The organism is Candidimonas humi, from assembly GCF_019166065.1.
In the GTDB taxonomy this organism is placed as follows: domain Bacteria; phylum Pseudomonadota; class Gammaproteobacteria; order Burkholderiales; family Burkholderiaceae_B; genus Candidimonas; species Candidimonas humi.
Window position 1 is genome coordinate 405,316 of record NZ_JAHTBN010000002.1, and the last position, 23,998, is coordinate 429,313.

At 66.8% G+C, this 23,998-nt stretch carries 20 protein-coding genes; 7 read left to right on the plus strand and 13 right to left on the minus strand.

The annotated features are described in order from the left end of the window. Positions 1–95: 95 nt before the first annotated feature. Entirely contained in the window at positions 96–632 is a 537-nt protein-coding gene (locus KVP10_RS05295) for a MarR family winged helix-turn-helix transcriptional regulator (RefSeq protein WP_217963449.1), read from the minus strand. A 224-nt stretch (positions 633–856) separates the two neighbouring features. Between KVP10_RS05295 and KVP10_RS05300 the strand changes: the two genes are divergently transcribed. The 3 genes from KVP10_RS05300 to KVP10_RS05310 all read left to right on the plus strand — a co-directional run bounded on the left by KVP10_RS05300 (position 857) and on the right by KVP10_RS05310 (position 5,279). Beyond that, complete coding sequence (locus KVP10_RS05300; protein ID WP_343218691.1) at positions 857–2,167, plus strand: amidohydrolase; 1,311 nt, start codon at positions 857–859, stop codon at positions 2,165–2,167. 108 nt (positions 2,168–2,275) lie between these two features. Then, entirely contained in the window at positions 2,276–3,595 is a 1,320-nt protein-coding gene (locus KVP10_RS05305) for an MFS transporter (RefSeq protein WP_217963450.1), read from the plus strand. A 301-nt stretch (positions 3,596–3,896) separates the two neighbouring features. After that, positions 3,897–5,279 (plus strand): nucleobase:cation symporter-2 family protein, encoded by a 1,383-nt coding sequence (locus KVP10_RS05310; RefSeq protein ID WP_217963452.1) that lies wholly within the window; start codon positions 3,897–3,899, stop codon positions 5,277–5,279. Between the two features lie 218 nt (positions 5,280–5,497). Here KVP10_RS05310 and KVP10_RS05315 read toward each other — a convergent pair whose 3' ends face one another. From KVP10_RS05315 to gcl, 6 genes are all read right to left on the minus strand, one after another. Next, entirely contained in the window at positions 5,498–7,666 is a 2,169-nt protein-coding gene (locus KVP10_RS05315; RefSeq protein WP_217963453.1) for a malate synthase G, read from the minus strand. A 281-nt stretch (positions 7,667–7,947) separates the two neighbouring features. After that, the gene (pyk, locus tag KVP10_RS05320; protein WP_246600340.1) at positions 7,948–9,420 is read right to left on the minus strand and encodes a pyruvate kinase; all 1,473 of its coding nucleotides are present in this window, start codon (positions 9,418–9,420) and stop codon (positions 7,948–7,950) included. Between the two features lie 163 nt (positions 9,421–9,583). After that, on the minus strand, positions 9,584–10,846 hold the full coding sequence (locus tag KVP10_RS05325; protein WP_217963455.1) for a glycerate kinase type-2 family protein: 1,263 nt from the start codon (positions 10,844–10,846) through the stop codon (positions 9,584–9,586). 21 nt (positions 10,847–10,867) lie between these two features. Further along, positions 10,868–11,752 (minus strand): 2-hydroxy-3-oxopropionate reductase, encoded by an 885-nt coding sequence (locus tag KVP10_RS05330; protein WP_217963456.1) that lies wholly within the window; start codon positions 11,750–11,752, stop codon positions 10,868–10,870. A gap of 182 nt (positions 11,753–11,934) precedes the next feature. Beyond that, positions 11,935–12,741, minus strand: coding sequence for a hydroxypyruvate isomerase (hyi, locus tag KVP10_RS05335; RefSeq protein WP_217963457.1), 807 nt, complete (start codon positions 12,739–12,741; stop codon positions 11,935–11,937). A gap of 205 nt (positions 12,742–12,946) precedes the next feature. After that, positions 12,947–14,728, minus strand: a complete 1,782-nt coding sequence (gene gcl, locus KVP10_RS05340) for a glyoxylate carboligase (protein ID WP_217963459.1) — start codon at positions 14,726–14,728, stop codon at positions 12,947–12,949. Positions 14,729–15,109: 381 nt separating this feature from the next. On the opposite strand from gcl, the gene KVP10_RS05345 reads away from it, so the two are divergent. Next, entirely contained in the window at positions 15,110–16,021 is a 912-nt protein-coding gene (locus KVP10_RS05345; RefSeq protein WP_217963461.1) for a LysR family transcriptional regulator, read from the plus strand. A 100-nt stretch (positions 16,022–16,121) separates the two neighbouring features. On the opposite strand, the gene KVP10_RS05350 is transcribed toward KVP10_RS05345, so the two are convergent. The 4 genes from KVP10_RS05350 to uraD all read right to left on the minus strand — a co-directional run bounded on the left by KVP10_RS05350 (position 16,122) and on the right by uraD (position 18,118). Then, positions 16,122–16,616 carry a GNAT family N-acetyltransferase gene (locus KVP10_RS05350; RefSeq protein ID WP_343218692.1) on the minus strand — a complete coding sequence of 165 codons (495 nt, stop codon included), beginning with the start codon at positions 16,614–16,616 and terminating at the stop codon, positions 16,122–16,124. Next, a complete protein-coding gene (locus tag KVP10_RS05355; protein WP_217963464.1) occupies positions 16,613–16,903 on the minus strand; it encodes a type II toxin-antitoxin system TacA family antitoxin in 291 nt (96 codons plus the stop codon). Before KVP10_RS05355 ends, KVP10_RS05350 begins: the two co-directional genes overlap by 4 nt. Positions 16,904–16,946: 43 nt before the next feature. Beyond that, the gene (locus tag KVP10_RS05360) at positions 16,947–17,459 is read right to left on the minus strand and encodes an ureidoglycolate lyase (protein ID WP_217963797.1); all 513 of its coding nucleotides are present in this window, start codon (positions 17,457–17,459) and stop codon (positions 16,947–16,949) included. 116 nt (positions 17,460–17,575) lie between these two features. Then, positions 17,576–18,118 carry a 2-oxo-4-hydroxy-4-carboxy-5-ureidoimidazoline decarboxylase gene (gene uraD / locus KVP10_RS05365; protein ID WP_217963465.1) on the minus strand — a complete coding sequence of 181 codons (543 nt, stop codon included), beginning with the start codon at positions 18,116–18,118 and terminating at the stop codon, positions 17,576–17,578. A gap of 326 nt (positions 18,119–18,444) precedes the next feature. On the opposite strand from uraD, the gene KVP10_RS05370 reads away from it, so the two are divergent. Together KVP10_RS05370 and KVP10_RS05375 are read left to right on the plus strand one after the other, a co-directional pair. Next, the gene (locus KVP10_RS05370; protein WP_217963467.1) at positions 18,445–18,690 is read left to right on the plus strand and encodes an AbrB/MazE/SpoVT family DNA-binding domain-containing protein; all 246 of its coding nucleotides are present in this window, start codon (positions 18,445–18,447) and stop codon (positions 18,688–18,690) included. After that, positions 18,687–19,091, plus strand: coding sequence for a type II toxin-antitoxin system VapC family toxin (locus tag KVP10_RS05375; RefSeq protein WP_217963468.1), 405 nt, complete (start codon positions 18,687–18,689; stop codon positions 19,089–19,091). Before KVP10_RS05370 ends, KVP10_RS05375 begins: the two co-directional genes overlap by 4 nt. A 51-nt stretch (positions 19,092–19,142) precedes the next feature. Here the strand turns inward: KVP10_RS05375 and KVP10_RS05380 are convergent, their stop codons facing one another. Together KVP10_RS05380 and KVP10_RS05385 are read right to left on the minus strand one after the other, a co-directional pair. Continuing rightward, positions 19,143–20,534 carry an NCS2 family permease gene (locus KVP10_RS05380; RefSeq protein WP_217963470.1) on the minus strand — a complete coding sequence of 464 codons (1,392 nt, stop codon included), beginning with the start codon at positions 20,532–20,534 and terminating at the stop codon, positions 19,143–19,145. A gap of 685 nt (positions 20,535–21,219) precedes the next feature. Further along, on the minus strand, positions 21,220–22,224 hold the full coding sequence (locus KVP10_RS05385; RefSeq protein ID WP_217963472.1) for a LysR substrate-binding domain-containing protein: 1,005 nt from the start codon (positions 22,222–22,224) through the stop codon (positions 21,220–21,222). A 280-nt stretch (positions 22,225–22,504) separates the two neighbouring features. On the opposite strand from KVP10_RS05385, the gene xdhA reads away from it, so the two are divergent. Then, positions 22,505–23,986 (plus strand): xanthine dehydrogenase small subunit, encoded by a 1,482-nt coding sequence (gene xdhA, locus KVP10_RS05390; protein ID WP_217963474.1) that lies wholly within the window; start codon positions 22,505–22,507, stop codon positions 23,984–23,986. The last annotated feature ends 12 nt before the right edge of the window (positions 23,987–23,998 follow it).

A 23,998-nucleotide genomic window follows, 5' to 3' on the forward strand; every position in this document is an offset into this window, starting at 1 on the left:
GCTAGCGCATTTTTGGTTCGGATGTTTACAGTTTTCGAAGCACTGCATGTGGCGGGTGCTGCGAGAAGGTGGTAAACATTTACGCCAAACTTGCTCTAGGCTCCGCGCAGCCGCCTGGCCTTCCTGGTGTGTTCTTCGAGCACGGCGAGCAGGTCTTCGATGTCGTCCGTCGCGGCCAGGAATTCGCGGGCCAGCCTGCCCAGCAAGTCATCGAGCGTGGCGTGCTCTTCGGGCGACAGCACCGACAGCATCACGACTTCCATCGCATGCCCGAGATCGTCGCTGGCGACTCGTACCTGCTTGCCGCGCGCGGTGGGCCATAACTGATGATGGCGCGCGTCGTCGGGATGGATGGAGCGGCGCACCAGCTTCAGGCTCACCAGTTCGGCCAGGTCCTTGGACAGCAGGGTCTTCTCGACCAGAGTCAGCTCGCGCAGGCCGGTGGCGGTGACGCCAGGGTTGTCGCAGATGGCTCGCAGCAGCCGCAAGGAACGCACGTCCAGCCCCAGCTCGCGCCTATAGACCAGATTGGCCCGGCGCAGCATCGCCGATTTCACGAGATCGAGCTTGAAGGTGAGATAGCTGGTGTACCCGGAATCGTGGCGCCCGGCGTCGGTAGTTTTTTTGGCCATGGCCCAGAATCGTGTGGCGTGTGTTGTGTTCAGCCTGCATTCTAGCGTCGTTGCGCGCTGCTTGCGTGTGGCGGCTGCTTGCCTGTCCTGCCAGGCGCGGCGCTCGGCGGCTGCCTGCGCGTTGCCCATTCGGCGTATGTCGGCCCTAGGGAAATCCACGATGAGCAATTAGTTGAAATTTTCAATTATTAAAGTAATCTACGAAAAATCGGCCGGCCGGGCAAGTGCGGCCGGCTTTCATCCGGGTCGATCTGCCCGGCCTGTGCCGCTTGTTCGGGCGCCAGGTTTGCCAGTCTCCCGGGACAGGCGGGCCGCGCGCCACCAGGCAGGGCATCGGGCCGCGCAAGCGCCCGGCAGGCTATACCGAGGAGTTCCAGATCATGCTGGCCGAAATCGAAATTTCCCGTCTTTCCGACGACATGCGGGCCTGGCGCCGCGACATACACCGCCATCCCGAACTGGGCTTCAAGGAACATCGCACCGCCGCCAAGGTGGCCGAGCTGCTGCAGTCCTGGGGCATAGACGCCGAAACCGAATTCGGTGGCACCACTGCCGTGATCGGCACGCTGCGCGGCACGCGCGGCGCCGGCCTCACGCTGGGCCTGCGCGCCGACATGGACGCCCTGCCCATGCAGGAAAAAGGCAGCCCCGAATACCGTTCGGTGCACGACAATGTGTTCCATGGCTGCGGCCATGACGGCCATACGGCCATCTTGCTGGGCGTGGCCAAGCATCTGGCCGCGCAGCGCGATTTCAAGGGTGTCGTGCATTTCATTTTCCAGCCCGCCGAGGAAACCTTGCGCGGCGGCTCGGAACTGATACGCCAGGGCCTGTTCGAACGCTATCCCTGCGACGAGATCTACGCGCTGCACAACAACAACTGTATTCCCGCCGGCCAGGTCGGCGTGCGCAGCGGCGCCATACTCTCGGCCTGCGACCTGTTCCGCATCCACATCCAGGGCGTGGGCAGCCACGCCGCCATGCCGCACAAGTCCATAGACCCCATCGTGGTGGGCTCGGCCCTGGTGCAGGCGCTGCAGAGCGTGGTCAGCCGCAACGTCGACCCGCTCGACACCGCCGTGCTGAGCATCTGCCAGTTCCATGCCGGCAGCGCGATCAATGTCATCGCCGACACCGCGCGCCTGGAAGGCACGCTGCGCACGCTGTCGAAGCAGGCGCAGGAAGTGGCGCTGGGGCGCCTGCGCGGCATCTGCGACGGCATCGCCGCCACCTACGGCTGCGAAATACGCTTCGAGCACCTGCTGTCCTCGCCGCCCACCATCAACACCGAGGCCGAGACGGAAACGGTGCGCCGCGCCGCGGCCGCGGTGGTGGGGGCGGACAAGGTCGTGCAGGCCGAGCCCCTGATGGCCTCGGAAGACTTCGCCTTCATGCTGGAACAGCGGCCGGGCTCGTATTTTTTCCTCGGCCACGACGGGCTGACCTGCCATCACCCCGAGTTCGATTTCGACGACAGCAGCGCCTCCACCGGGGCGGCCGTGTTCGTCGAGATCGTGCGCCAGCGCCTGGGCTGAGTCGCGCCGCCGGCCTCGCAGTCCATAGCCGGGCGGGCCGCCCGTTGGACAGATCATCGACAGACCATCGTATACGCAGATCCGGATAGACAGATCAAGGAGACAAACATGAGTGACATGCAGGTTTCGCCGCGCATGATGCGGCGCGTGGTGGCGGCATCGGTCATCGGCAATGCGCTGGAATGGTTCGATTTCGCGATCTTCGGGCTGTTCGCCGTGGTCATTTCGCGGCTGTTCTTCCCGGCGCACAGCGACTTCGCCTCGCTGCTGCTGGCCCTGGCCACTTTCGGCGTGGGCTTCGCCATGCGGCCCTTGGGCGGGGTGATACTGGGCCTGTACGGCGACCGGGTCGGGCGCAAGAAGGCCTTGTCGTTGACGATACTGCTGATGGCGATCGGCACCGGCATGATGGGCATATTGCCGACCTACGAGGCCATAGGCATCGCCGCTCCGCTCCTGATGGTGCTGGCGCGCCTGATACAGGGCTTTTCCACGGGCGGCGAGTTCAGCGGCGCGACCACCATGCTGATCGAGTTCGCGCCGGAACATCGCCGCGGCTTCTACGGCAGTTTCCAGATGTGCTCGCAGGCCCTGGCGTTTTCCTGCGGCGCCCTGGCGGCCTATCTGCTGACCGCCCACCTGACGCCCCACGACCTGGATACGTGGGGCTGGCGCATTCCGTTCCTGTTCGGCATTCTGGTCGGCCCGGTGGGCTGGGTGATTCGTGCCCGCATCGACGAGTCGCCCGAGTTCGTGGCCTATATGCGCGACAAGGCGGGCAAGGCGCAAGCGGGGCGCGACAGCGTACGGTCCTCCTTCGCCAGCCTGTTCCGGGACTATCCGCGTGAAATGCTGGCTACGCTGTGCATCTGCGTGGTGGGCACGGTGTCGGCCTATGTCTTCGTCTTCTTCATGCCCATCTTCGCCAAGCGGCAACTGGGCATGCCGATCGCCGACGTGAACCTGGCCACTTTCGTCGGCACTGCGGTGCTGCTGGTATGCTGCCCGCTGGCCGGCCACCTGTCCGACCGCTACGGCCGCAAGGCCGTGTATCTGCCCGGCATGATCGCCTACGGCATTGCCGGCTACTTCCTGTTCCGGCATTTCGTGCAGTCGCCGTCCTTCGAGTCGCTGCTGCTGGCCCAAGTGCTGATTTCCTTCTTCATGAGCTTCTTCTGGGGCCCGACCCCGATCACCCTGACCGAGGTCTTCCCGGTCGGCGTGCGCTCCACCGGCGCTTCCATCACCTATAACGTCGCGGTGCTGGTCTTCGGCGGCCTGGCGCCACTGTTCAATACCTGGCTGGTGAAGGCGACCGGCAGCAATATGGCCCCCATCTACTATGTGATGGCGAGCGTGCTCATCGGCCTCGTCGGCGCCCTGCTGCTGCCGGGCACGGCCGCTCGCCTGCGCGCCCGGCCGGCCTGAAGCATAGGCCGGCTGCCGGCGCCGGCCTCGCCTGGCGCCGCGGCAGCATCCTGCGCCCATCTAAAGCCCATCCAGGCCATGTACAGCACCTCTCGGTAGAAATACTGATGGACAGGCGCCCACATTCGGGCGCTTTTATATAGGCTATACGGAAATCCCCGAGTTTTATGCGCCGATCCGCGCCACAATGGCGTCAGGATCCCCGGGCGGCCTGCATGGCCTGCCGCCCGCGGGCACCCGAGCCGCCGCAGGCCGGCGCCCGCGGCACGACGCATACACATATAACAGCCGGGAGACAAAGATGAGCACAAGGGCACATTCCGCGCAGCCCATGCGTCCCGAAGACGAGCGCCTCGGGCTGGGCGCGAACATCGCCTATGGATTCCAGCACGTGCTGACCATGTACGGCGGCATCATCGCCGTGCCGCTGATCGTGGGCCAGGCCGCGGGCCTGCCCGCCGCGGAGATCGGCGTGCTGGTGGCCTCGTGCCTGTTCATGGGCGGCCTGGCCACCTTGCTGCAGACCCTGGGCCTGCCCTGGTTCGGCTGCCGGCTGCCGCTGGTGCAGGGGGTTTCCTTTGCCAGCGTCGCGACCATCGTCGCCATCCTCAAGGCGGGCGGCGGCATCCAGTCGGTGTTCGGGGCCGTCATGGTCGCCGCCCTGCTGGGCCTGCTGATCACGCCGATATTTTCCAAGGTCATCAAGTTCTTCCCGCCGCTGGTCACCGGCTCGGTCATCACCGTCATCGGCCTGTCGCTGATGCCGGTGGCCGCGCACTGGGCGATGGGCGGCAGCCCGCGCGCGCCCGGCTACGGCAGCATGGCCAACATCGGCCTGGCGGCGCTTACGCTGGCGATCGTGCTGTCGCTGAGCAAGCTCGGCAGCGCGGCCATATCGCGCCTGTCGATACTGCTGTCCATGATCGTCGGGACGGTGATCGCGGTGCTCTGCGGCCTGGCGGATTTTTCCGGCGTCGCGAACGGGCCCGTCTTCGCGCCGCCCAGCCTGTTCCACTTCGGCATGCCGCAATTCGACGTGGCCGCCATCGTCTCGATGTTCATCGTCATACTGGTGGTGCTGGTGGAAACCTCGGCCGACATCCTGGCGGTGGGCGACATCATCGGCGCCGACATCGATGCGCGCCGCCTGGGAGACGGCTTGCGCGCTGACATGATATCCAGCGCGGTGGCGCCGGTGTTCGGCTCGTTCACGCAAAGCGCCTTCGCCCAGAACGTCGGGCTGGTGGCCGTGACCGGCATCAAGAGCCGCTACGTGGTAGCGTTCAGCGGCGTGATCCTGCTGGTGCTGGGCATGCTGCCCGTCATGGGCCGGGTGATCGCCTGCGTGCCGCCCGCAGTGCTGGGCGGCGCGGGCGTGGTGCTGTTCGGCACGGTGGCCGCCAGCGGCATCCGCACCCTGGCCAAGGTCCGCTACGAAGGCAATATGAACCTGATCATCGTCGCCACGGCGGTGGGCTTCGGCATGATACCGATAGCGGCGCCCGACTTCTACGCGCACTTCCCGCGTTGGGTCGCCACCATCTTCCATTCGGGCATCAGCTCGACCGCCATCATGGCGGTGCTGCTGAACCTGGTGTTCAATCACCTGCGCCTGGGCAACCCCGAAGAGCCCTCGGTCTTCGCCGCTGGCACGCAGCGCATCATCAAGGAAATCGCCGAATGAGCGCGGCGTGGAAGTAGCAGTGCTTCCTTGTAGCTTCCGTGTATGTGTCGATCCTGAACGTGGAATCGAAGCGCAGGCGCTGCGCATAATGCCGGCAAGCGCCGCCGGCCAGGTGCGCAGTTGATATGGAATGGAATAAATGCAAAGGGGCGGCATGGCCGCCCCGTGCTTTGCCTGGCCGGCAGGCGGCTCGCGCCGCGCTGCCGGTTTGCAACTGACTATGCCGACTGCTGCGCCTTCACTTGCTGGCGCCAGCGATGCAGCAGCGGCTCGGTATAGCCATTGGGCTGTTCCAGGCCCTTGAACACCAGGTCGCAAGCGGCCTTGAAGGCGGCGGAGGTGTCGAAGTGCCCCGCCATCGGCCGGTAGGCCGGGTCGCCCGCGTTCTGTGCGTCGACCACCGCCGCCATGCGCTGCATGGTTGCGCGGATCTGTTCGGCCGTGACCACCCCGTGGCGCAGCCAGTTGGCCATGTGCTGGCTGGAGATGCGCAGCGTGGCGCGGTCTTCCATCAGGCCCACGTTGTGGATGTCGGGCACCTTGGAGCAGCCTATGCCCTGGTCGACCCAGCGCACCACATAGCCCAGTATGCCTTGCGAATTATTGTCCAGCTCTTCCTGGATTTCTTGCGCCGACCACTGCGCTTTTTCCACTACCGGTATGGTGAGCAGCTTGTCGAGCAGCGGCTCGGACTTGCCTTCCATGCTCTTTTGCACTGCCTGCACATCGACCTGGTGATAGTGCAGCGCGTGCAGCGTGGCTGCCGTGGGCGAGGGCACCCAGGCGGTGTTGCCGCCGGCGCGCAGCTGGGCTGCTTTTTGCGCCAGCATGTCGGCCATCAGGTCGGGCATGGCCCACATGCCCTTGCCGATCTGCGCCTGGCCGCGCAGGCCGCATTCCAGGCCGGTCTGCACATTGTTGCGCTCGTAGGCGTCGATCCAGGCGCTGCGCTTCATGTCGCCCTTGCGCACCATCGGGCCGGCTTCCATCGAGGTGTGCATTTCGTCGCCGGTGCGGTCCAGGAAGCCGGTGTTGATGAAGGCCACGCGCGTGCTCGCCTGGGCGATGCAGGCCTTCAGGTTGGCGCTGGTGCGGCGCTCTTCGTCCATGATGCCCATCTTCAACGTGTCGGCCGGCAGGCCCAGCAATTGCTCGGTGCGCGTGAAGAGTTCGCTGGCGAAAGCCACTTCGGCCGGACCGTGCATCTTGGGCTTGACGATATAGATCGAGCCGGTGCGCGAATTGCCGCGGCGCTGCATGTCGTGCAGCGCGATCAGCGAGGTGCAGACGGCGTCCAGTATGCCTTCCGGGACTTCCTGGCCTTGCCCGTCGAGCACCGCAGGATTGGTCATCAGGTGGCCGACGTTGCGGATGAACATCAGCGAGCGGCCATGCAGTTTCTGGGTCTGGCCCTGCGGGTCGAGATACTCGCGGTCGGCGTTCAGGGCGCGGGTGAAGGTCTTGCCGCTCTTGGTGACCTGTTCGGTGAGCGTACCTTGCATCAGGCCCAGCCAGTTGCGGTAGGCCAGCACCTTGTCGTCGGCATCGACGGCCGCGATCGAGTCCTCGCAGTCCATGATGGTGGTGATCGCCGCCTCGAGCAGCAGGTCCTTGACGCCGGCGGCGTCCTGCTTGCCTATGAAGTGGTTCTTGTCGATCTGGATTTCGAAGTGCAGGCCGTTGTGGCGCAGCACGATGGCTTGCGGCGCCTGCGCATCGCCGCGGTGGCCCGCGAACAAAGTGGTGTCGGCCAGCCCGGTGGCGGCGCCGCCTTGCAACGTCACCACCAGCGCGCCCTGCGCCACGGCGTAGCCGGTGGCGTCCTTGTGCGAGCCTTGCGCGAGCGGCGCGTATTGGTCCAGGAAGGCGCGGGCGTAGGCGATGACCTTGGCGCCGCGCACCGGGTTGTAGGCGCCGGCGCGCGTGGCGCCGTCGTCCTCGGGTATGGCGTCGGTGCCGTACAGCGCATCGTACAGGCTGCCCCAGCGTGCATTGGCGGCGTTCAGCGCATAGCGCGCATTGGTGATGGGCACGACCAGTTGCGGGCCGGCCTGGCGGGTGATTTCGGTGTCGACCTTGGTGGTCTTGACGGCCACGTGCGACGGCGCTGCCTGCAGGTAGCCGATGCCGCGCAGGAATTCCTGGTAGGCGGCGGCATCCTTGACGGGGCCGGGATGCTCGCGGTACCAGGCGTCGAGTTCCGCCTGCAGGCGGTCGCGCTCGGCCAGCAGTGCGCGGTTCTTCGGAGCCAGATCGTGCACCAGCGCATCGAAGCCCGCCCAGAAGGCGCCGGCGTCCAGGCCCGTGCCCGGTAGTGCTTCCTGTTCTATGAATTGGTGCAGCACCTTGGCGACTTGCAGCCGCCCGCAGGAGATACGCTCGGTCATGTTTTTCCTTCTCGTCGGATGGTCAGTAATTTCTAAACCGGCTGTCGCGGCCATGCGTATCCCGCGCTGTCCGGCCGTTCGAGGCGGATAGCCCGATGTCGTTTGCGGTGCCTGCTGCGGGGGAGGCCGGGTACGCCAGACCGGATTGTTTTTAGAGGGCGCTGGTGGCGCGATCGTCACGCGTGATTATAGGACGTGTCGCGCAAGGCCATGCGGCGCCGGCCCCGGGCGGGGCTGGCGGGACGAGAGGGTAGAGAAGGAAACGGAGGCTGGATGTGGGTTCAGGCCGGCACGGGCTGCGACGCAGCCTCGCTGCCGAGCCCGGCGCCTGCCGCCGCGGCGTCTATCGTGGCCACGTGCAGCAGGTTGGTGCTGCCGCTGCGCCCGAACGGCAGCCCGGCGATCACGATGATGTCGTCCCGGTCGCGGGCCAGGCCGCTGCGCAGCGCGCACGCTGCGGCGTGCGCGGTGATGCCTGCCACGCTGTCGGGCTGCGGCTCGAAGTGCATGGGCAGCAGGCCCCAGGCCAGGCTCAACTGACGTGCTGTTTTCAGGTCGGGGGTCAGCGCCAGGATGGGGGTCGAGGGGCGTTCGCGGCTGGCGCGCAGTGCGCTGAATCCCGATGCGGTGTAGGCCACGGTGGCGGCCGGGCGCAGCAGCTCGGCCACGCGCCGCAGCGCGCAGCAGATCGCGTCGGGCGTGCTGGACGCGGCGGGGCTGTGGCTGGCGTCCAGTCCGGCGCGCCATGCCGGGTCGCGCTCGACCTCGCCGATGATGTCGGCCATGATGGCCACGGCCTGCGCCGGATACTGGCCGGAGGCCGATTCCGCCGACAGCATCACGGCGTCGGCGCCGCTGTAGATGGCGGTGGCCACGTCCGAGGCCTCGGCGCGCGTGGGCACCGGGGCCGAGATCATCGATTCCAGCATCTGCGTGGCCACCACTACCGGCTTGCCGGCGGCGCGCGCCGCGCGCACGATGCGTTGCTGCAGCACCGGCACCTGCTGGGGCGGCATTTCCACGCCCAGGTCGCCGCGCGCCACCATGACGCCGTCGGCCCTGTCGATGATGGCTTGCAAGTGTTCGATGGCCGCCGGTTTTTCCAGCTTGGCCATGATGCGGGCGCGATCGCCTATCAGTACGCGCGCCTGTTCGATGTCCTCGGGGCGCTGCACGAAGGACAAGGCGACCCAGTCCACGCCCAGCGACAGGCCGAACTCCAGGTCGGTGCGGTCCTTGGCGGTGAGCGCGGAGATGGGCAGCACTACGCCAGGCACATTGACGCCCTTGCGGTCCGACAGCGGCCCGCCCGTCGCCACGATGGTTTGCGCAAACCCGTCGCCGCAGCATTCCACGCGCAGGCGCAGCTTGCCGTCGTCCAGCAACAGCTCGGCGCCGGGCCGCAGCGCGGCGAAGATCTCGGGGTGCGGCAGGGGCACGCGGCTCGTATCGCCCTCGGCCGGGTCGAGATCCAGCCGCAGGGGCTGGCCGGCCCGCAGCACGATGCTGCCGCCGGCTATGCGTCCGACGCGCAGCTTGGGGCCCTGCAGGTCCATCAGTACGCCGATGGGCCGGCCCAGCTCGGCTTCCAGCGCGCGCACGCTGTGCAGGCGCTGCGCGTGGTCTTCGTGGCTGCCGTGGCTGAAGTTGAGCCGGAACACATCGACACCGGCGCGGGCCAGCTCGCCGATGCGCTGCGGGCTGGAACTGGCGGGACCGAGCGTGGCCAGGATGCGGGCGCGGCGGAATGACATGAGTATCTCCCTTGCGCAGGGGGCTTGCCCGGCGCGGTTCAGGACAATGGTTTCGGGACGGCGGATTCGGGACATTGAGTTCAGGACACCGGGTTCAGGACACCGGGTTCAGGACATCGGATTCGAGATGCCGGGTTCGGACATCGGCTTCGATACATCGGATTCAGGCCACCAGGATGGCGCGGAAATCGTTCACATTGGTCAGCGTGGGGCCGGTGACCAGCGAGTCGCCCAGGGCCTGGAAGAAGCCGTGGCCGTCGTTGTCGTCCAGGCTGGAACGCGCGTGCAGGCCGAGCCGGCGGGCGCGCTCCAGAGTGTCGGGCGCGGCGTAGGCGCCGGCGATCTCTTCCTGGCCGTCCACGCCGTCAGTGTCGGCGGCCAGGGCATGTATGCCCGGCGTGCCGTTCAGGGCCACCGCCAGGGACAGCAGGAATTCCACATTGCGTCCGCCGCGGCCGCTGCCGCGCACGGTGACGGTGGTTTCCCCGCCCGACAGCAGCACGCAGGGCGGGGCGATGGGCTGGCCGTGGCGGTGCGCCTGCAGGGCGATGCCGGCCATGGCCTTGCCCACGTCGCGTGCCTCGCCTTCGATGCTGTCGCCCAGGATGCAGGCGCGCACGCCGGCCCGTTCGGCGACGGCCGCGGCCGCTGCCAGCGCCATCTGCGGCGTGGCGAGCATATGCGTGCTGACGCCGCGCAAGCGGGCATCGCCCGGCTTGACCGTCTCGCCGGCGCCGCTTTCGAGCAGGCGTCTTGCAGCCGGCGGCAGTTCGATGGCATAGCGGGCGACGATCTGCAGCGCATCGGCGCAGGTGTCGGGGTCGGCCACGGTGGGCCCCGAGGCGATGTCGCGTTCCTGGTCGCCGGGGACGTCGGATATCAGCAAGTTCGCCACGCGGGCCGGATGGCAGGCCGCGGCCAGCCGGCCGCCCTTGATGGCCGACAGGTGGCGGCGCACGCAATTCATTTCGGAAATGCTGGCGCCCGAGGCCAGCAGCGCCCGGTTGACGGCCTGCTTGTCGGCCAGGCCGAGGCCTGGCGCCGGCAGCGGCAGCAGCGACGAGCCGCCGCCCGACATCAGGCACACCGCCAGGTCATCGGCTCCCAGGCTGCGGGCCAGTTCCAGCATGCGCGCGGCCGCGCGGCCGCCGGCCTCGTCCGGCACCGGATGCGCCGCCTCGACGATCTCGATGCGTGCGCACGGCACCGCATAGCCGTAGCGTGTGACCACCAGGCCTTCGAGAGGCCTGCGCCAAAGGCGTTCGAAGGCCTGGGCCATGGCGGCCGAGGCCTTGCCGGCGCCCAGCACCACGGTGCGTCCGGCCGGCGGGGCCAGCCGCAAGTCTTGCAGGCAATGGACCGGCTGGGCCGCGCGCACCGCGGCGGCGTACATGTCGGCGAGCAACTGGCGCGGCGCGATCTGCATGAGACTGTTTCCCGCTATGGCCTACTGGCCGATCTCGAAGTTGGCGGATTTTTCCAGTGCCCGCACCATGCCTGAATGATCCCAGCCTGCGCCGCCGTAGGCCGCGCAGGCATTGAACAGTTCCTGGGCCACGGCGGTGCTGGGCAGCGACACGCCGATCTGGCGTGCGGTGGTCAGCGCCAGGTTCAAGTCCTTCTGGTGCAGGGCGATGCGAAAACCGGGTTCGAAGCTGCGGTCGACCATGCGCTGGCCGTGCACTTCCAGGATGCGCGAACTGGCGAAGCCGCCCATCAGCGCCTGGCGCACCTTGCCCGCATCGGCGCCGGCCTTGGAAGCCAGCAGCAGCGCCTCGCCCACGGCTTCGATGGTCAGCGCGACGATGATCTGGTTGGCCACTTTGGTGATCTGCCCGTCGCCGCTGCCGCCCACCAGCGTAATGTTCTTGCCCATCAGTTCGAACAGCGGCAGCATGGTGTCATAGGCCTTCTGGCTGCCGCCGACCATGATGGTCAGCGTGGCCGCCTTGGCGCCGACCTCGCCGCCGGAGACCGGCGCGTCCAGGTATGCGCAGCCCAGCTCGCCGATGCGGCGCGCGAAATCCTTGGTAGCCACCGGCGAGATCGAGCTCATGTCGACCACGATCTTGCCGGGCGCAAGCCCCTCGGCCACGCCCTCGGGGCCGAACAGCGCGGCCTCTACGTGCGGGGTATCGGGCACCATGGTGATGATGATCTCGGCCTGGCGCGCGGCTTCGGCGGCGCTGGCGCAGTCGGTGGCGCCGGCTTCGCGCAGCGCCTGCGGCGTGCCTTCCAGGGTATGGGTGTACAGGCGATGGCCGCCCTTGATCAGGTTCAGCGCCATGGGTGCGCCCATGATGCCCAGGCCGATGAAGCCGATGTTTGCCATGTGTATCTCCGATGCGTGATGGGATGATGGGTTGAGAAGCTTGAATTTATGTAGAAGTAACGGTGGTATCCCGTGCGATGCCGCGGCCCTTTCCAGCCTGCCGGCAGGCCGCCTCGTGAGGACGGGCCTGCGCCGCCGAGCCGGGGCCTTGCGGCTCCTTCGTTTTGCGGACAGTCCCTGGGTCAGGCCGTGGCGGCCTCGGCTTGTAGGCCATAGCCCAGCGCCTCGAGCCAGCCCAGGCCGGCCTCGGTGGCTCCGGCAGGCTTGTATTCGCAGCCTATCCAGCCCTGGTAGCCGAGCGCGTCGATATGTTCGAGCAGCCAGCCGTAATGGATTTCGCCGGTGCCGGGCTCATGGCGCCCGGGGTTGTCGGCAAGCTGTATGTGGCCGATGCGGTCCAGGTGGCCGGCGATGGTGTTGGCCAGCTCGCCTTCCATGCGCTGCGCGTGGTAGATGTCGTATTGCACCTGGATGTTGTCCGAGCCGGTCTCGGCGATGATGTCCAGGGCCTGGGCCGTGCGGCTCAGGTAGAAGCCGGGTATGTCGTAGGTGTTGATGGGCTCGATCAGCAGGCGTATGCCGAAGCGCCCCAGCTCGTCGGCGGCCAGCCGCAGGTTCTCGACGAAGGTGGCGCGCAGCGCTGCGGGGTCGGCGTCTTGCGGCGCGATGCCGGCCAGGCAGTTCAACTGCTTGCAGCCCAGGGCGTCGGCATACTCGATCGCGCGCGCCACGCCGTCGCGGAATTCGGCACGGCGCTCGGGCAGGCAGGCGATGCCGCGCTCGCCCTGTTCCCAATTGCCGGCGGGCAGGTTGTGCAGCACTTGCGTCAGGCCGTTGTCGCGCAGCCGCGCGGCCAGTTCCTGTTTGTCGTAGGCATAGGGAAACAGGAACTCCACGCCGCGAAAGCCCGAGCGGGCGGCCGCGTGGTAGCGGTCGAGAAAATCCAGTTCGGTGTACAGCATGGAAAGATTGGCGGCGAACTTCGGCATGGAAACTCCTTGCGGCTATGTTTGATATGGAAAAACGTAGGGGGGCGCCCATCGGCTGCTGACCAGGCATCCCCTTCCCCGGCTTGCTCATGCCCGCCGTGGCCCCGCCACGGCTGTGCTTCGCGCCTTCGCGGGCAGGCAGTCTTGCGGCCGCGCCGCGCCCCGTCCGGGGCGGGCTGCAGGCCCTGGTTTCTGCTACACGGCACTAGTCCAGCAGCGCCACGGCGGTGGGGGCGTCGGCGGCGTTCGCGGCCAGTTCCTCGAATTCGCCGACCTTGTCGATCTCGGCGCCCATCGATATATTGGTGACACGTTCCAGGATGCATTCGACCAGCACCGGCACCTGGTATTCCTTCATCCAGGCGCGCGCCTGCTCGATGGCGGGACGGATCTGGCCGGGCTCCTCGACCCGGATCGCCTTGCAGCCCAGGCCTTCGGCCACGGCCACGTGATCCACGCCGTAGCCCTTGGTATGCGGGGCATTGATGTTCTCGAAAGACAGTTGCACGCAGTAGTCCATGTCGAAGCCGCGCTGCGACTGGCGTATCAGGCCCAGGTAGGCGTTGTTGACCAGGATGTGCATATAGGGCAGCTTGAACTGCGCTCCCACGGCCAGCTCTTCCAGCATGAACTGGAAGTCGTAGTCGCCCGAGATGGCGACGATCTCCGCCTCGGGGTCGGCGGCGCGCACGCCCAGGGCGGCCGGCACCGTCCAGCCCAGCGGGCCGGCCTGGCCGGCGTTGATCCAGTGGCGCGCCTGGTACACGTGCAGGAACTGCGCCGCCGCGATCTGCGACAGGCCTATCGTGCTCACGTAGCGCACGTCGCGCCCGAAGGCCGCGTTCATTTCCTCGTAGACGCGCTGCGGCTTGATGGGCACCGCGTCGAAGTGCGTCTTGCGCTGCATGGACGCCGCGCTCTTGCGCGCCCGGCATTGTTCCGCCCACTCGCCGCGATCACGCAGCAGCCCGGCCGCCTTCAGTTCGCGCGCCGCCTCGATCATCAGGTCCAGTGCTGCGCCGGCGTCGGACACGATGCCGTAGTCGGGGCCGAACACGCGGCCGATCTGCGTGGGTTCGATGTCGATGTGCACGAAAGTGCGGCCCTTGGTGTACACGTCTATCGAACCCGTATGCCGGTTGGCCCAGCGGTTGCCGATGCCGAGCACGAAGTCCGATTCCAGCAGCGTGGCATTGCCATAGCGGTGCGAGGTCTGCAGCCCCACCATGCCGGCCATCAGCGGATGGTCGTCGGGGATCACGCCCCAGCCCATCAGCGTGGGGATCACCGGCACTCCGGTCAGCTCCGCGAAGGCGCGCAGCTTGTCGGCCGCGTCGGCGTTGAACACCCCGCCGCCCGAGACGATCACGGGGCGCTGCGCGTGGTTCAGCATGGCCACCGCCTTGGCTGCCTGGGCGTGCGTGGCGGCCGGCTTGTAGACCGGCAGCGGCTCGTAGGTGTCGGGGTCGAATTCGATCTCGCCCATCTGTACGTCGAAGGGCAGGTCGATCAGCACCGGGCCGGGGCGGCCCGAGCGCATGATGTGGAAGGCCTGCTGGAACACGCGCGGCACCAGCGCCGGTTCGCGCACTGTCACGGCCCACTTGGTGACTGGCTTGGCGATGGATTCGATGTCCACCGCCTGGAAACTTTCCTGATGAAGCTGCGCGCGCGGCGCCTGGCCCGTCACGCAGAGTATCGGTATGGAATCGCCCGAGGCCGAATACAGGCCGGTGAGCATGTCGGTGCCGGCCGGGCCCGAGGTGCCCAGGCACACGCCGATATTGCCCGGCTGCGCGCGTGCATAGCCCTCGGCCATGTGCGAGGCGCCTTCCACGTGGCGCGCCAGGATGTGGCGAAAGCCTCCGTCGGCCTGCAGCGCCGAGTACAAGGGGTTGATGGCCGCGCCGGGCACGCCGAACAGCGTGCTGATGCCTTCCTTCCGTAAAACCGCGGCGGCCGCGTCGACTGCTCTCATCCGTGCCATGACTGCTCCCTTCAATGCTTGATGTGACTGCGTGATATGACGATGGGTGTAGCTCAGGATAGGGAAAAGCCGGGCCCGGGGGAATTGCCGTAGCCATCGATACTGTCGATACTTTTAGTATGTTGTGGGCCGTCATGTGAGCCGCTGGCAGGTGCGTTTGGCTCCTTGCCCAGAGCCTTGCCGGTGGGTACCGGCCCGGCACTATATCTTGTGCTGGAGGCCGCTATACTTTCCCAAAACCCATGGTAGTGGCACCATATACGGGTATTTCCGGGCTCGCTGCACAAGCGTTCGGCGAAGCTGGCTCGCAGCCGGGCGCGGCCTTGGCCCGTCGTCGGGACCTTATATGGTTTTCGTGATAATCCTTATAAAAGGTATGGAATGGACCGCTACGCCGCGATACGCAGCTTCGTCCTGGTGGCGGAAAAAGGCAGCTTCGCCGCCGCCGCCCTGGCCGAGGGCGTGACCCCGGTGGTCATGGGCCGGCGCCTGAGCGCGCTGGAGCGCCAACTGGGCGTGCAGTTGCTGCATCGCTCCACCCGCGGCCTGGCCCTGACCGAACTAGGCGAGCGCTACCTGGAAAGCTGCCAGCAGCTCGTGCGCGACTTCGCCTCCGCCGAAGAAGACGTGCGCAGCGGCGGCGGCGCCGTGAGCGGGCACCTGGTGGTTTCGGCGCCGGCCGCGTTCGGCCGGCGCCACATCGCCCCGCACGCGGCGGCGTTCCGCGCCAGCCATCCGGGCCTGCGGATGTCCTTCAATTTCACCGACAGTGTGGTCGACGTGGTGCGCGAAGGCTACGACATGGCCGTACGCATCGGCGAAGTCCGCGACCCCAACTACGTTGCCGTCAAGCTCTTTCCCAACCGGCGCGTGGTCTGCGGCACGCCGGCCTATTTCGAGTTGCACGGCGTGCCGCGCGTACCCGAAGACCTGGCCCGCCACAATTGCCTGGCCTTCAACTTGCAGGGAGGCCAGCAGCGCGGCTGGACCTTCGTGCGCGACGGCCGGCCTTTCGCCGTGCGCGTCGACGGCGACCTGGCCTGCAACGACGGCGAGCTGCTGTACGACTGGGTCAGGCAAGGCCTGGGCGTGGGCTGGCGCTCGACTTGGGAAATCCAGGCCGAACTCAAGCGCGGCGAACTCATCACCGTGCTCGACGACTACGCCCTGCCCGGCTACGACATCCAGGCCGTGTACCCCCAGCAGCGCTACCTGCCCGCCAAGGTGCGGCGCTTCATCGACTACCTGCGCGAGATCTATCGCCGCCCGGGCTATTGGGACGGCGAGTTGTAGGAGGGTGGCACGATGTGCCCTCGAGACACAGGTGTCAAGCTGATGCTCGGAGCAATAGCGGGTATAGAGGGCGGCACCGCGCAGGCGGTATTCTTCTCGTCTAAAGATTCTTCAGATCTTTGATGAGCGCGTACAGATGCAGCGGATCGGTGGGAGACGGCTCAAAGTCGAACTGCTCGTAAAACGAACGCGCCGCCTCGTTCTTGGCGTGAACCACGAGCGCACGGACACCGGCAATGTCTGCTGCTTGCAGCGTACGCAGGATGGCGTCGCGCAGCAGTCCCGCGCCGATCCCCTTGCCCCGCCAATTCCTGTCTGCCCCGAGTCGGGCCAGCAACATGACCGGCACGGGATGCCGGGCCAGTCCCTTGGACAGCCGTTCGGACGCGTTCTCGTAGCGAACCTCGCCGACGGCGAGCGTGTAGAAACCTACGATAGTGTCATTGTTGGCAATGCCGACATAGGTCTGCGAGGCATTCGCCATTTGACTCGGCAGGGCGTAGCGGACCAGAAACCGGTTCAATGCTTCCTCGCCGCAATCGAACGCTTCGACGGCATGGCGTCGATTCAGTTTCTCGATCCGGAATTCCGTCACGCCGGCTTGCCGCCCGAGAAGACACTCTGCTCTTTCAGCAGCTTGCGCAGCCGCGGCAAGTCGCGCGGCGGGGCGTCCAGGGCGGCGATGAAGGCTTCCCATTTCTCTGGCGGAAGCTGGAAAACGCGACGGTCGGCAAGAGTTTCTTCGGCCCGGCCCAGAGCGCTTTCCAGCACGAACTCGCTGAGCGAGCGGCGTTGGGCGAGCGCGGCGGCCGTCAGGGTATGTTTGGCTTCCGCCGTCAGGCGGAGATCGAGCTTTTCGCTGCGATTGATACGTGCGGTCATGATGCATGCTCCTTGATGCATCTTAGCAAAATGCCAGACATTGTCAAGACAATTTAAGCGCAGCCCCTACGTCTTGCTCCGATATCAATCCGGCCTGCTCCAGTTGCACCACGTCGCAGTTGTCGCCCGGGCCGTCGCGGTCTATGACCAGGAAATCCGATACGCTTTCGAGCGCCATCAGCGGATGGTGCCAGACTCCGGCTGCGTAATTCACGCCCTGGCTGCCGTGGCAGGCGTATACCCGGACATCTTCCAGCCGCGGCGCGGCGCCGGCCGGGGCCACCGCCACCAGGTAGGGGCGGTCGGATAGCGGCACGAATGCCTGGCTGGCGCGCGGATGGCGCTCCATCATCGAGATCTCGAACGGCAGCGCGCGCGGCTGGCCGCGGAATATCGACACGATCACCCGGCCGTCCTTGCCCGGGTCGATGTGCGCCAGATCGTGGTAGCGCTCGGTATTGCCTTCGTTGATCGTGAAATGCCGCAGCGCGGTTTCGGTCTCGATCACGTCGCCGAACACCGCGAAGGATTCGGGCTGCAGCGCCTCTATCTTCATCGCGGCAGCCTGCGATACATGCGCATTCGGCTCCGGGGCTTTCAACGCAGACGCATCGGGCTCGGGGGTTTTCGACGCAGACGCATCCGGCATCGATGCTTTCAACAAAGAGTTCGTCATTGCGCGGCCTCCTGGCCGAAACGCGCCTGCAGCCGCAGGCGGGCGATCTTGCCGATTTCGCGCAGGCAAGCCTGCAGCTCGGTGTCGCGGTCGTGCCCCAGGCGTTGTTCCATGGCCGCCATGATCTGGTAGCGGTCCAGCCCCTTGACGGCGATCACGAAAGGAAAGCCGTGGCGCTCGCGATAGGCCGCGTTCAGGCCGCGCAGGCGCTGCAGTTCTTCGGCGCTGCACTGGTCCAGTCCGGCGCCGCGTTGTTCCTGCGTGGAGTCGTGCGTCAGCGTGCCGCGGGCCGCCTCCTTGCCCGCCAGCTCCGGGTGGGCGGCGATCAGCGCGAGCTGGCGTTCCGGCCCCGCCGCCTGCACGGCGGCCAGCATCGCCGCGTGCAGCGCCGCCGCGTCGGCGAAAGGACGGGCCTGCCAGGCCTGCGCGGCGATCCATGGAGAGTGCTCGAAGATGTCTCCCAGGCAGGCCGTGAATTCGGCTTGCGGCATGTTCGACAGGTCTTCCAGCGTGAGTGCGGGGCTTGCGGTGGGGGTCATGAGGCGTGGCGATGTCAGGTGCCGGGCTAGGCGCCCGGCGATGCGATATGCGGCAGTGTAAGACGCACGCGGGCCGCGGGATAGTACGTGGCTTTTATAGGGAATATATGCGGGGATGTATGTAGTGGTGAAATGGAAAGATCCCGCAGATTGCTTGCCTGCAGCCGGTAAGCCCATGCATCGGACAGGCACTTTCCACGCCTCGGTCAGGAACGAGCCGGAGGACAAAGCGCCGCGCGGGGGTCCAGTTATCCACGAAATTGACCCTGGATTCCGATAGTATTACGATTTCAATAAACGTAATACTTACACTATAGAGGTGCACCATGACAGATGCCACCACCCTGACAAGCAAGGGGCAAGTGACCGTTCCCAGGGAGATACGACAGCGCATGGGTCTGAAGCCCGGCGACAAGATTACCTTCTCCCTGCTCGGCGATGGAACCTTGGTAGTGCGCCCCAAACTGCGGCGCGTGACAGACTTGGCTGGGCTGCTGCATAAGCCAGGCAGGGCGCTTGTACCGCTCGAGGACATGGCTGTTGATCTGCCGAACGATGACATCGCCTCATGAGCATCGCCATAGACACGAACGTGCTCGTCCGGCTCTTGACTCGCGACAATGAAGCCCAGTGCGCCGCAGCGGTCCGGGTCATCCAGGCTGCCGCGGAAGAGGGCGCGCCGGCCCTGATTTCATCAGGTGTGCTGCTCGAGACAGAGTGGGTGCTGCGCAGTCGCTACAAGCTTTTGCCGGCAGAAATCCGGCGGGCCTTCAACGCGATTCTGGAGACACATGAACTCGTCGTGCAAGAGCCAGCCATTCTGGAGGAGGCCCTCAAGCTATGGCGGAGCTTGGCTGGCGCCGACTTTGCTGACTGCATGCATGTCGCCAATGCGATTCAGCATGTACGTACCCTGGTCACCTTCGATCAAGCTGCGGCCCGGCTGCCGGGCGCGGCAATCATTCCCCTTTGAGCGGATGACGGCTCGCAGGGGGCGGTGCTGCGCCCGGGTTTCGCTGCAGATTCAGATCGCCCAGCCGCCCAGGTAGAACACCGCCAGCGCCGCGGCGATGCCTACGGTGCCGAGGTTCAGGCGGCGCCATTCGCCGGCGGCGATGCGGCCTATCACCAGGGTGCAGAAGCCTAGCATGATGCCGGTGACGATATTGCAGCTGAGCACGATGAATACCGCGCAGGCCAGGCCCGCCATCGCGTCCACCATGTCGTCCATGTCCAGGCGGCGCAGGCTGCCCAGCATCAGCAGGCCCACGTACATCAAGGCGGGCGCGGTGGCGTAGGCGGGCACTAGCCCCGCCAGCGGCGAGAGGAAGATCAGCGCCAGGAACAGCACGCCGACCACTGCCGAGGACAAGCCGGTCTTGGCGCCGGCCGCGACTCCGGCCGCGGATTCGATATAGGCCGCCGCCGGCGCGCCGCCGAACAGCGAAGAGAAGATCGAGCTCACCGAGTCCGCCGTCAGAGCGCGGCCGCCGTTGATGATGCGGCCTTGCTCGTCGAGCTGTCCCGCCTGCCCGGCCACGGCGCGTATCGTGCCGGTGGCGTCGAACACCGCGGTCATGACCAGCGCCAGCACGCTCGGGATCACTGCGGCCGACAGCGCGCCCTTCAGGTCCATGGCGCCGATCAGCGAGGCGTGGCCAGGCGCGGCCAGCGAGGGCAGGGCGAAGATGCCGTTGAACTTCACGTGCGGATCGAAGGCCAGGCCGAAGGCCGACAAGGCCAGGATGACGATCAGTATGCTGCCCGGCACGCGGCGCCGTTCCAGGCCGAAGATCGCCGCCAGGCCCACCACCGACGCCAGCGCCGGCAGGCTGTCCAGGTGGCCCAGCGCCACCGGCAGGCCCGGCCCGGGATTCTTCACGATCAGTCCCACGCCGTTGGAGGCGATCAGCAGCAGGAACAGGCCTATGCCCACGCCCGTGCCGTGCGCCACGCCGGCAGGCAGGTTGCGCAATATCCAGGAGCGCACGCCGGTGACCGAGATCGCCGTGAACACCAGGCCCATCAGGAAGATCGCGCCCAGCACCACCGGCGGCGCCATGCCCTTGCCCAGCGCCAGGTCGAAGGCCGTGAACGCCGTCAGGGAAATGGCACAGCCGATCGCGATCGGCAGATTGGCCCACAGCCCCATCAGCAGCGAGCCGAAGGCCGTGGTCAGGCACACGGCGATGAACACCGCGGAGGTGTCGAACCCGGCCTTGCCGTACATGGACGGCACGACGAATACCGAATACACCATCGCGAGAAAGGTCGTGAGCCCCGCCAGGGTTTCCTGGCGCAGCGAGGTGCCGCGTGCGTTGATGCCGAAATAGGATTCCACGCGCCGGCGCAGGCCGGGCGGCGCGGCCGCTGCATTGGCCGCGGGGGTGAGTACGTATTCTTGGTCTGCTGCCATTTTTTCTAGCTCCTTTATCAGCGTGCTGAAACGGGCGCCTGGGCCGCGTCGTCAGGTATGCTTGGGCCGTCCTCGATGACGGCTGGCGTGGTCTGTGATGTTGCGGGCGCGTACCCCGCCGCGGGCCTGTTGGGGCGCCACAGGCGGAGCCTGCGTTTCTGACGCGTAAGGAAAGAGCTGGCGTGGCGCCTGCCCGGTCCGTGGACTGGGCATACGTCACGCCGTAGCGGGGAGATTGCGCCGCCCGTGCTTCACGGGCATGGCGCTGGCTGGGCTGCCCCCGCACGCCTGTGCCTCGAGTAAGGCGGGTGTGCCGGGAAGTGCCGCTGCGCTGCCGCGGATAGCGGCATGGCCGGGCCGGATGGGGCCCCCGGTAACGGGGCCGCCGTATGCATTCTTGCCGTTACGGCAAGGGCGCCGTGTGTCTCCTCGCGTTTTTCGGCAGCCGGCGTGCCGGCTGCGGCTTTCTCTGCCGGATCGCGTTTCTTGCCGGGCCATTCTATCGGCGCGTGCCGCCATTCTGCGTATGGCTGCGGTGATGATGACTATCCATGCGGGGTGATAATGGCTGTCCGCAATGGCTGCCTGCGATCATGCGCAGGCACGGCCTGTGCGCACGCGCTCCCGAGATCGGGGCCGCACTGTCATTCGTTCATTATTCGTGCGCGGCGCGATGCCGCCGCGATCAGGATGCCGGCGTTTTGCGTATGGGCGCAGCGGATGGCGCGAGGGGCGCAGCCGGCTCGGCCATTCCCGCTTGCGCCGCGCCTTCCGTCAAGGCCAGCGCCACTTCGGCTACGAGGCGGCGCAGCCACGTCACTTCGGGGGCATGGTGGGTGCGCTCGTGCCACAGCTGGTAGAAGCGCATGGGCGGGAACTCGATGGGGGCGGGCAGCACGCGCACCGGCAGGTGGCGGGCATAGTGCTGGGCGAACTGGCGGCCGGTGGTGAACACCAGGTCGGTGGACATCAGTATGTAGGGCACCAGCCCGAAATACGGGATGGTCATGTGGATGTTGCGATGCAGGCCGCGCTCGGCGAGCTGGCCGTCGATGAAACTGCTGCGCTCCGACACATAAGGCGTGGGCGCGAGGTGGCGCAGTTCCAGGTAATGCTTGAGCGAAATGCCGCGGGCGGCCAGGGGATGCTGGGCGCCCAGCATGCACACCACTTCGTCGTCGAACAGGCGCGATATGTGCAGTTGCGGCGGGGGTTCCAGCCAGTTGCCGATGACGACGTCGAGATCGCCGCTTTCCAGCGCCGCCTGGTAGTCGTAGCCGGCATTGATGGGCTGCACGATCAGCCGCGCCTGCGGCGCCAGGCGGCACAGCGACTCGGCGATATTGGGCAGGAACAGCGCGTCGAGATAATCGGGCGCGCCCAGGCGGAAGCTGCGCGTGGACGTATGCGGGTCGAACTCGGCGGCCGGCCGGGTGATGCGGTCTATGGCCTGCAGCGCTTCGCCCGCGTAGGCCAGCAACTGGCGGGCGCGCTCGGTCGCCACCATGCCGGTCTTGCCGCGCACCAGCAGCACATCGCCGGTGATGTCGCGCAGCCGCCGCAACGAATTGCTGACTGCGGGCTGCGACAGCCCCAGCTTCATGGCGGTGCGCGACACGCTCTGCTCGGTCAGCAGCACTTGCAGCACGCGCAGCAGGGATGTTTCCAGGAGTTCGCGTTGTCGTTCCATCGGGCTTATTATGGTGTGCAGGCGCGGCGTTTGTCCACGACGGGCGCGCGGCGCGGGGTCTGCATGGCGCTGCGGCGTGTTTTGCGCCGCATCAGGGAAATCCCGCAGCCGAGTGCGACCCGCCTTCGTCGCCCGGGCCGGCGGTGATGGACATCATCACCGGCCGTGAATGTCGCCGGCAGTCTTGCGATGCTATCTTCAATCCGCTGTTCCGGGCGGAGCCCCGGGCAGGGGCTCCGCGGCGCCGGGGCACAGGATCCTCGACGAAGAAGGGCAGGCCATGGAGACGCAAAACATACGCTTTTATCATCGCGGCAAGGTGCAGGAGATCGGCGGCAGCGCCGCGACTCGCACCGTGCTGCAGTATTTGCGTGAAGACGCGCACTGCACCGGCACTAAAGAAGGCTGCGCCGAGGGCGATTGCGGCGCCTGTACCGTGGTGGTGGGCGAGCTCGATGCGCGCGGCGCAGTGCAGTTGCGCGCCGTCAATGCCTGCATCCAGTTCCTGCCCACGCTAGACGGCAAGGCGCTGTACAGCGTCGAGGACTTGCGCAAGCCCGACGGCTCGCTGCATCCCGTGCAGCAGGCGCTGGTCGACTGCCATGGTTCGCAATGCGGCTTCTGTACCCCGGGTTTCGTGATGTCGCTGTGGGGCATGTACCTGGACCACCAGCCCGGCGATCCGCCGCCCGCGCGCCAGCAGATCGACGACGTGCTGTCGGGCAATCTGTGCCGTTGCACGGGCTATCGCCCCATCATCGACGCCGCCCAGGCCATGTTCGATCTGCCCGCCGTGCCTTTCGACCGCGAGGCGCTGGCCGAGCAATTGCGCGCGCTGCGGCGCGGCGACACTTTTACATATCGCTGCGGCGACCAGGCTTTTCATGCCCCGCGCACGCTGGCCGAACTGGCGCGGCTGCGCCTCGAGCGTCCCGAGGCGCGCATGCTGGCCGGCAGCACCGATGTAGGCCTGTGGGTCACCAAGCAGATGCGCGAGCTGCCCGAACTCGTCTATATCGGCCAGGTGGCCGAGCTGCGCGAGATCCGCGAAGACGCCGGCTGGCTCCATATCGGCGCCGGCGCATTGCTGAACGAGGCCTACGGCGCCTTGTCGGCGCGCTACGGCGAGCTTGCCGAACTGCATAGGCGCTTCGCTTCGTATCCTATACGCAATGCCGGCACCCTGGGCGGCAATGTGGCCAACGGCTCGCCCATCGGCGATTCCATGCCGGCGCTGATCGTGCTGGGCGCGCGCATCGTGTTGCGCTGCGGCGAACGCGAGCGCGACATGCCCCTGGAAGACTTCTACCTGGCCTACCAGAAGAACGCCCTCGATCGCGGCGAATTCGTGCAGGGCCTGCGCGTGCCGCTGCCCCGCCCCGAACAGCGCTTTCGCACCTACAAGCTGTCCAAACGCTACGACCAGGACATTTCCGCCGTGTGCGCGGCCTTCGCCGTCACCTTGCGAGACGGCAAGGTGGAGCAGGCCCGTATCGCCTTCGGCGGCATGGCTGCCACCCCCAAGCGCGCCGCGGCGGCCGAGCAGGCCCTGGCCGGCCGCGCCTGGGACGAAGCCGCCGCACGGCTGGCCATGCAGGCCCTGGCGCATGACTACAGCCCGCTGTCGGACATGCGCGCCAGCAGCGCCTACCGGATCGCGGCGGCTCAGAATCTGCTGTATCGCTTCTACCTCGAGACGCGCCCGGACGGCGCGCTGGCCGAGGACGAAGTGAATGTCTACGCCGCCGTCGCGGCGGTTTAAGAGAGGGAGGCC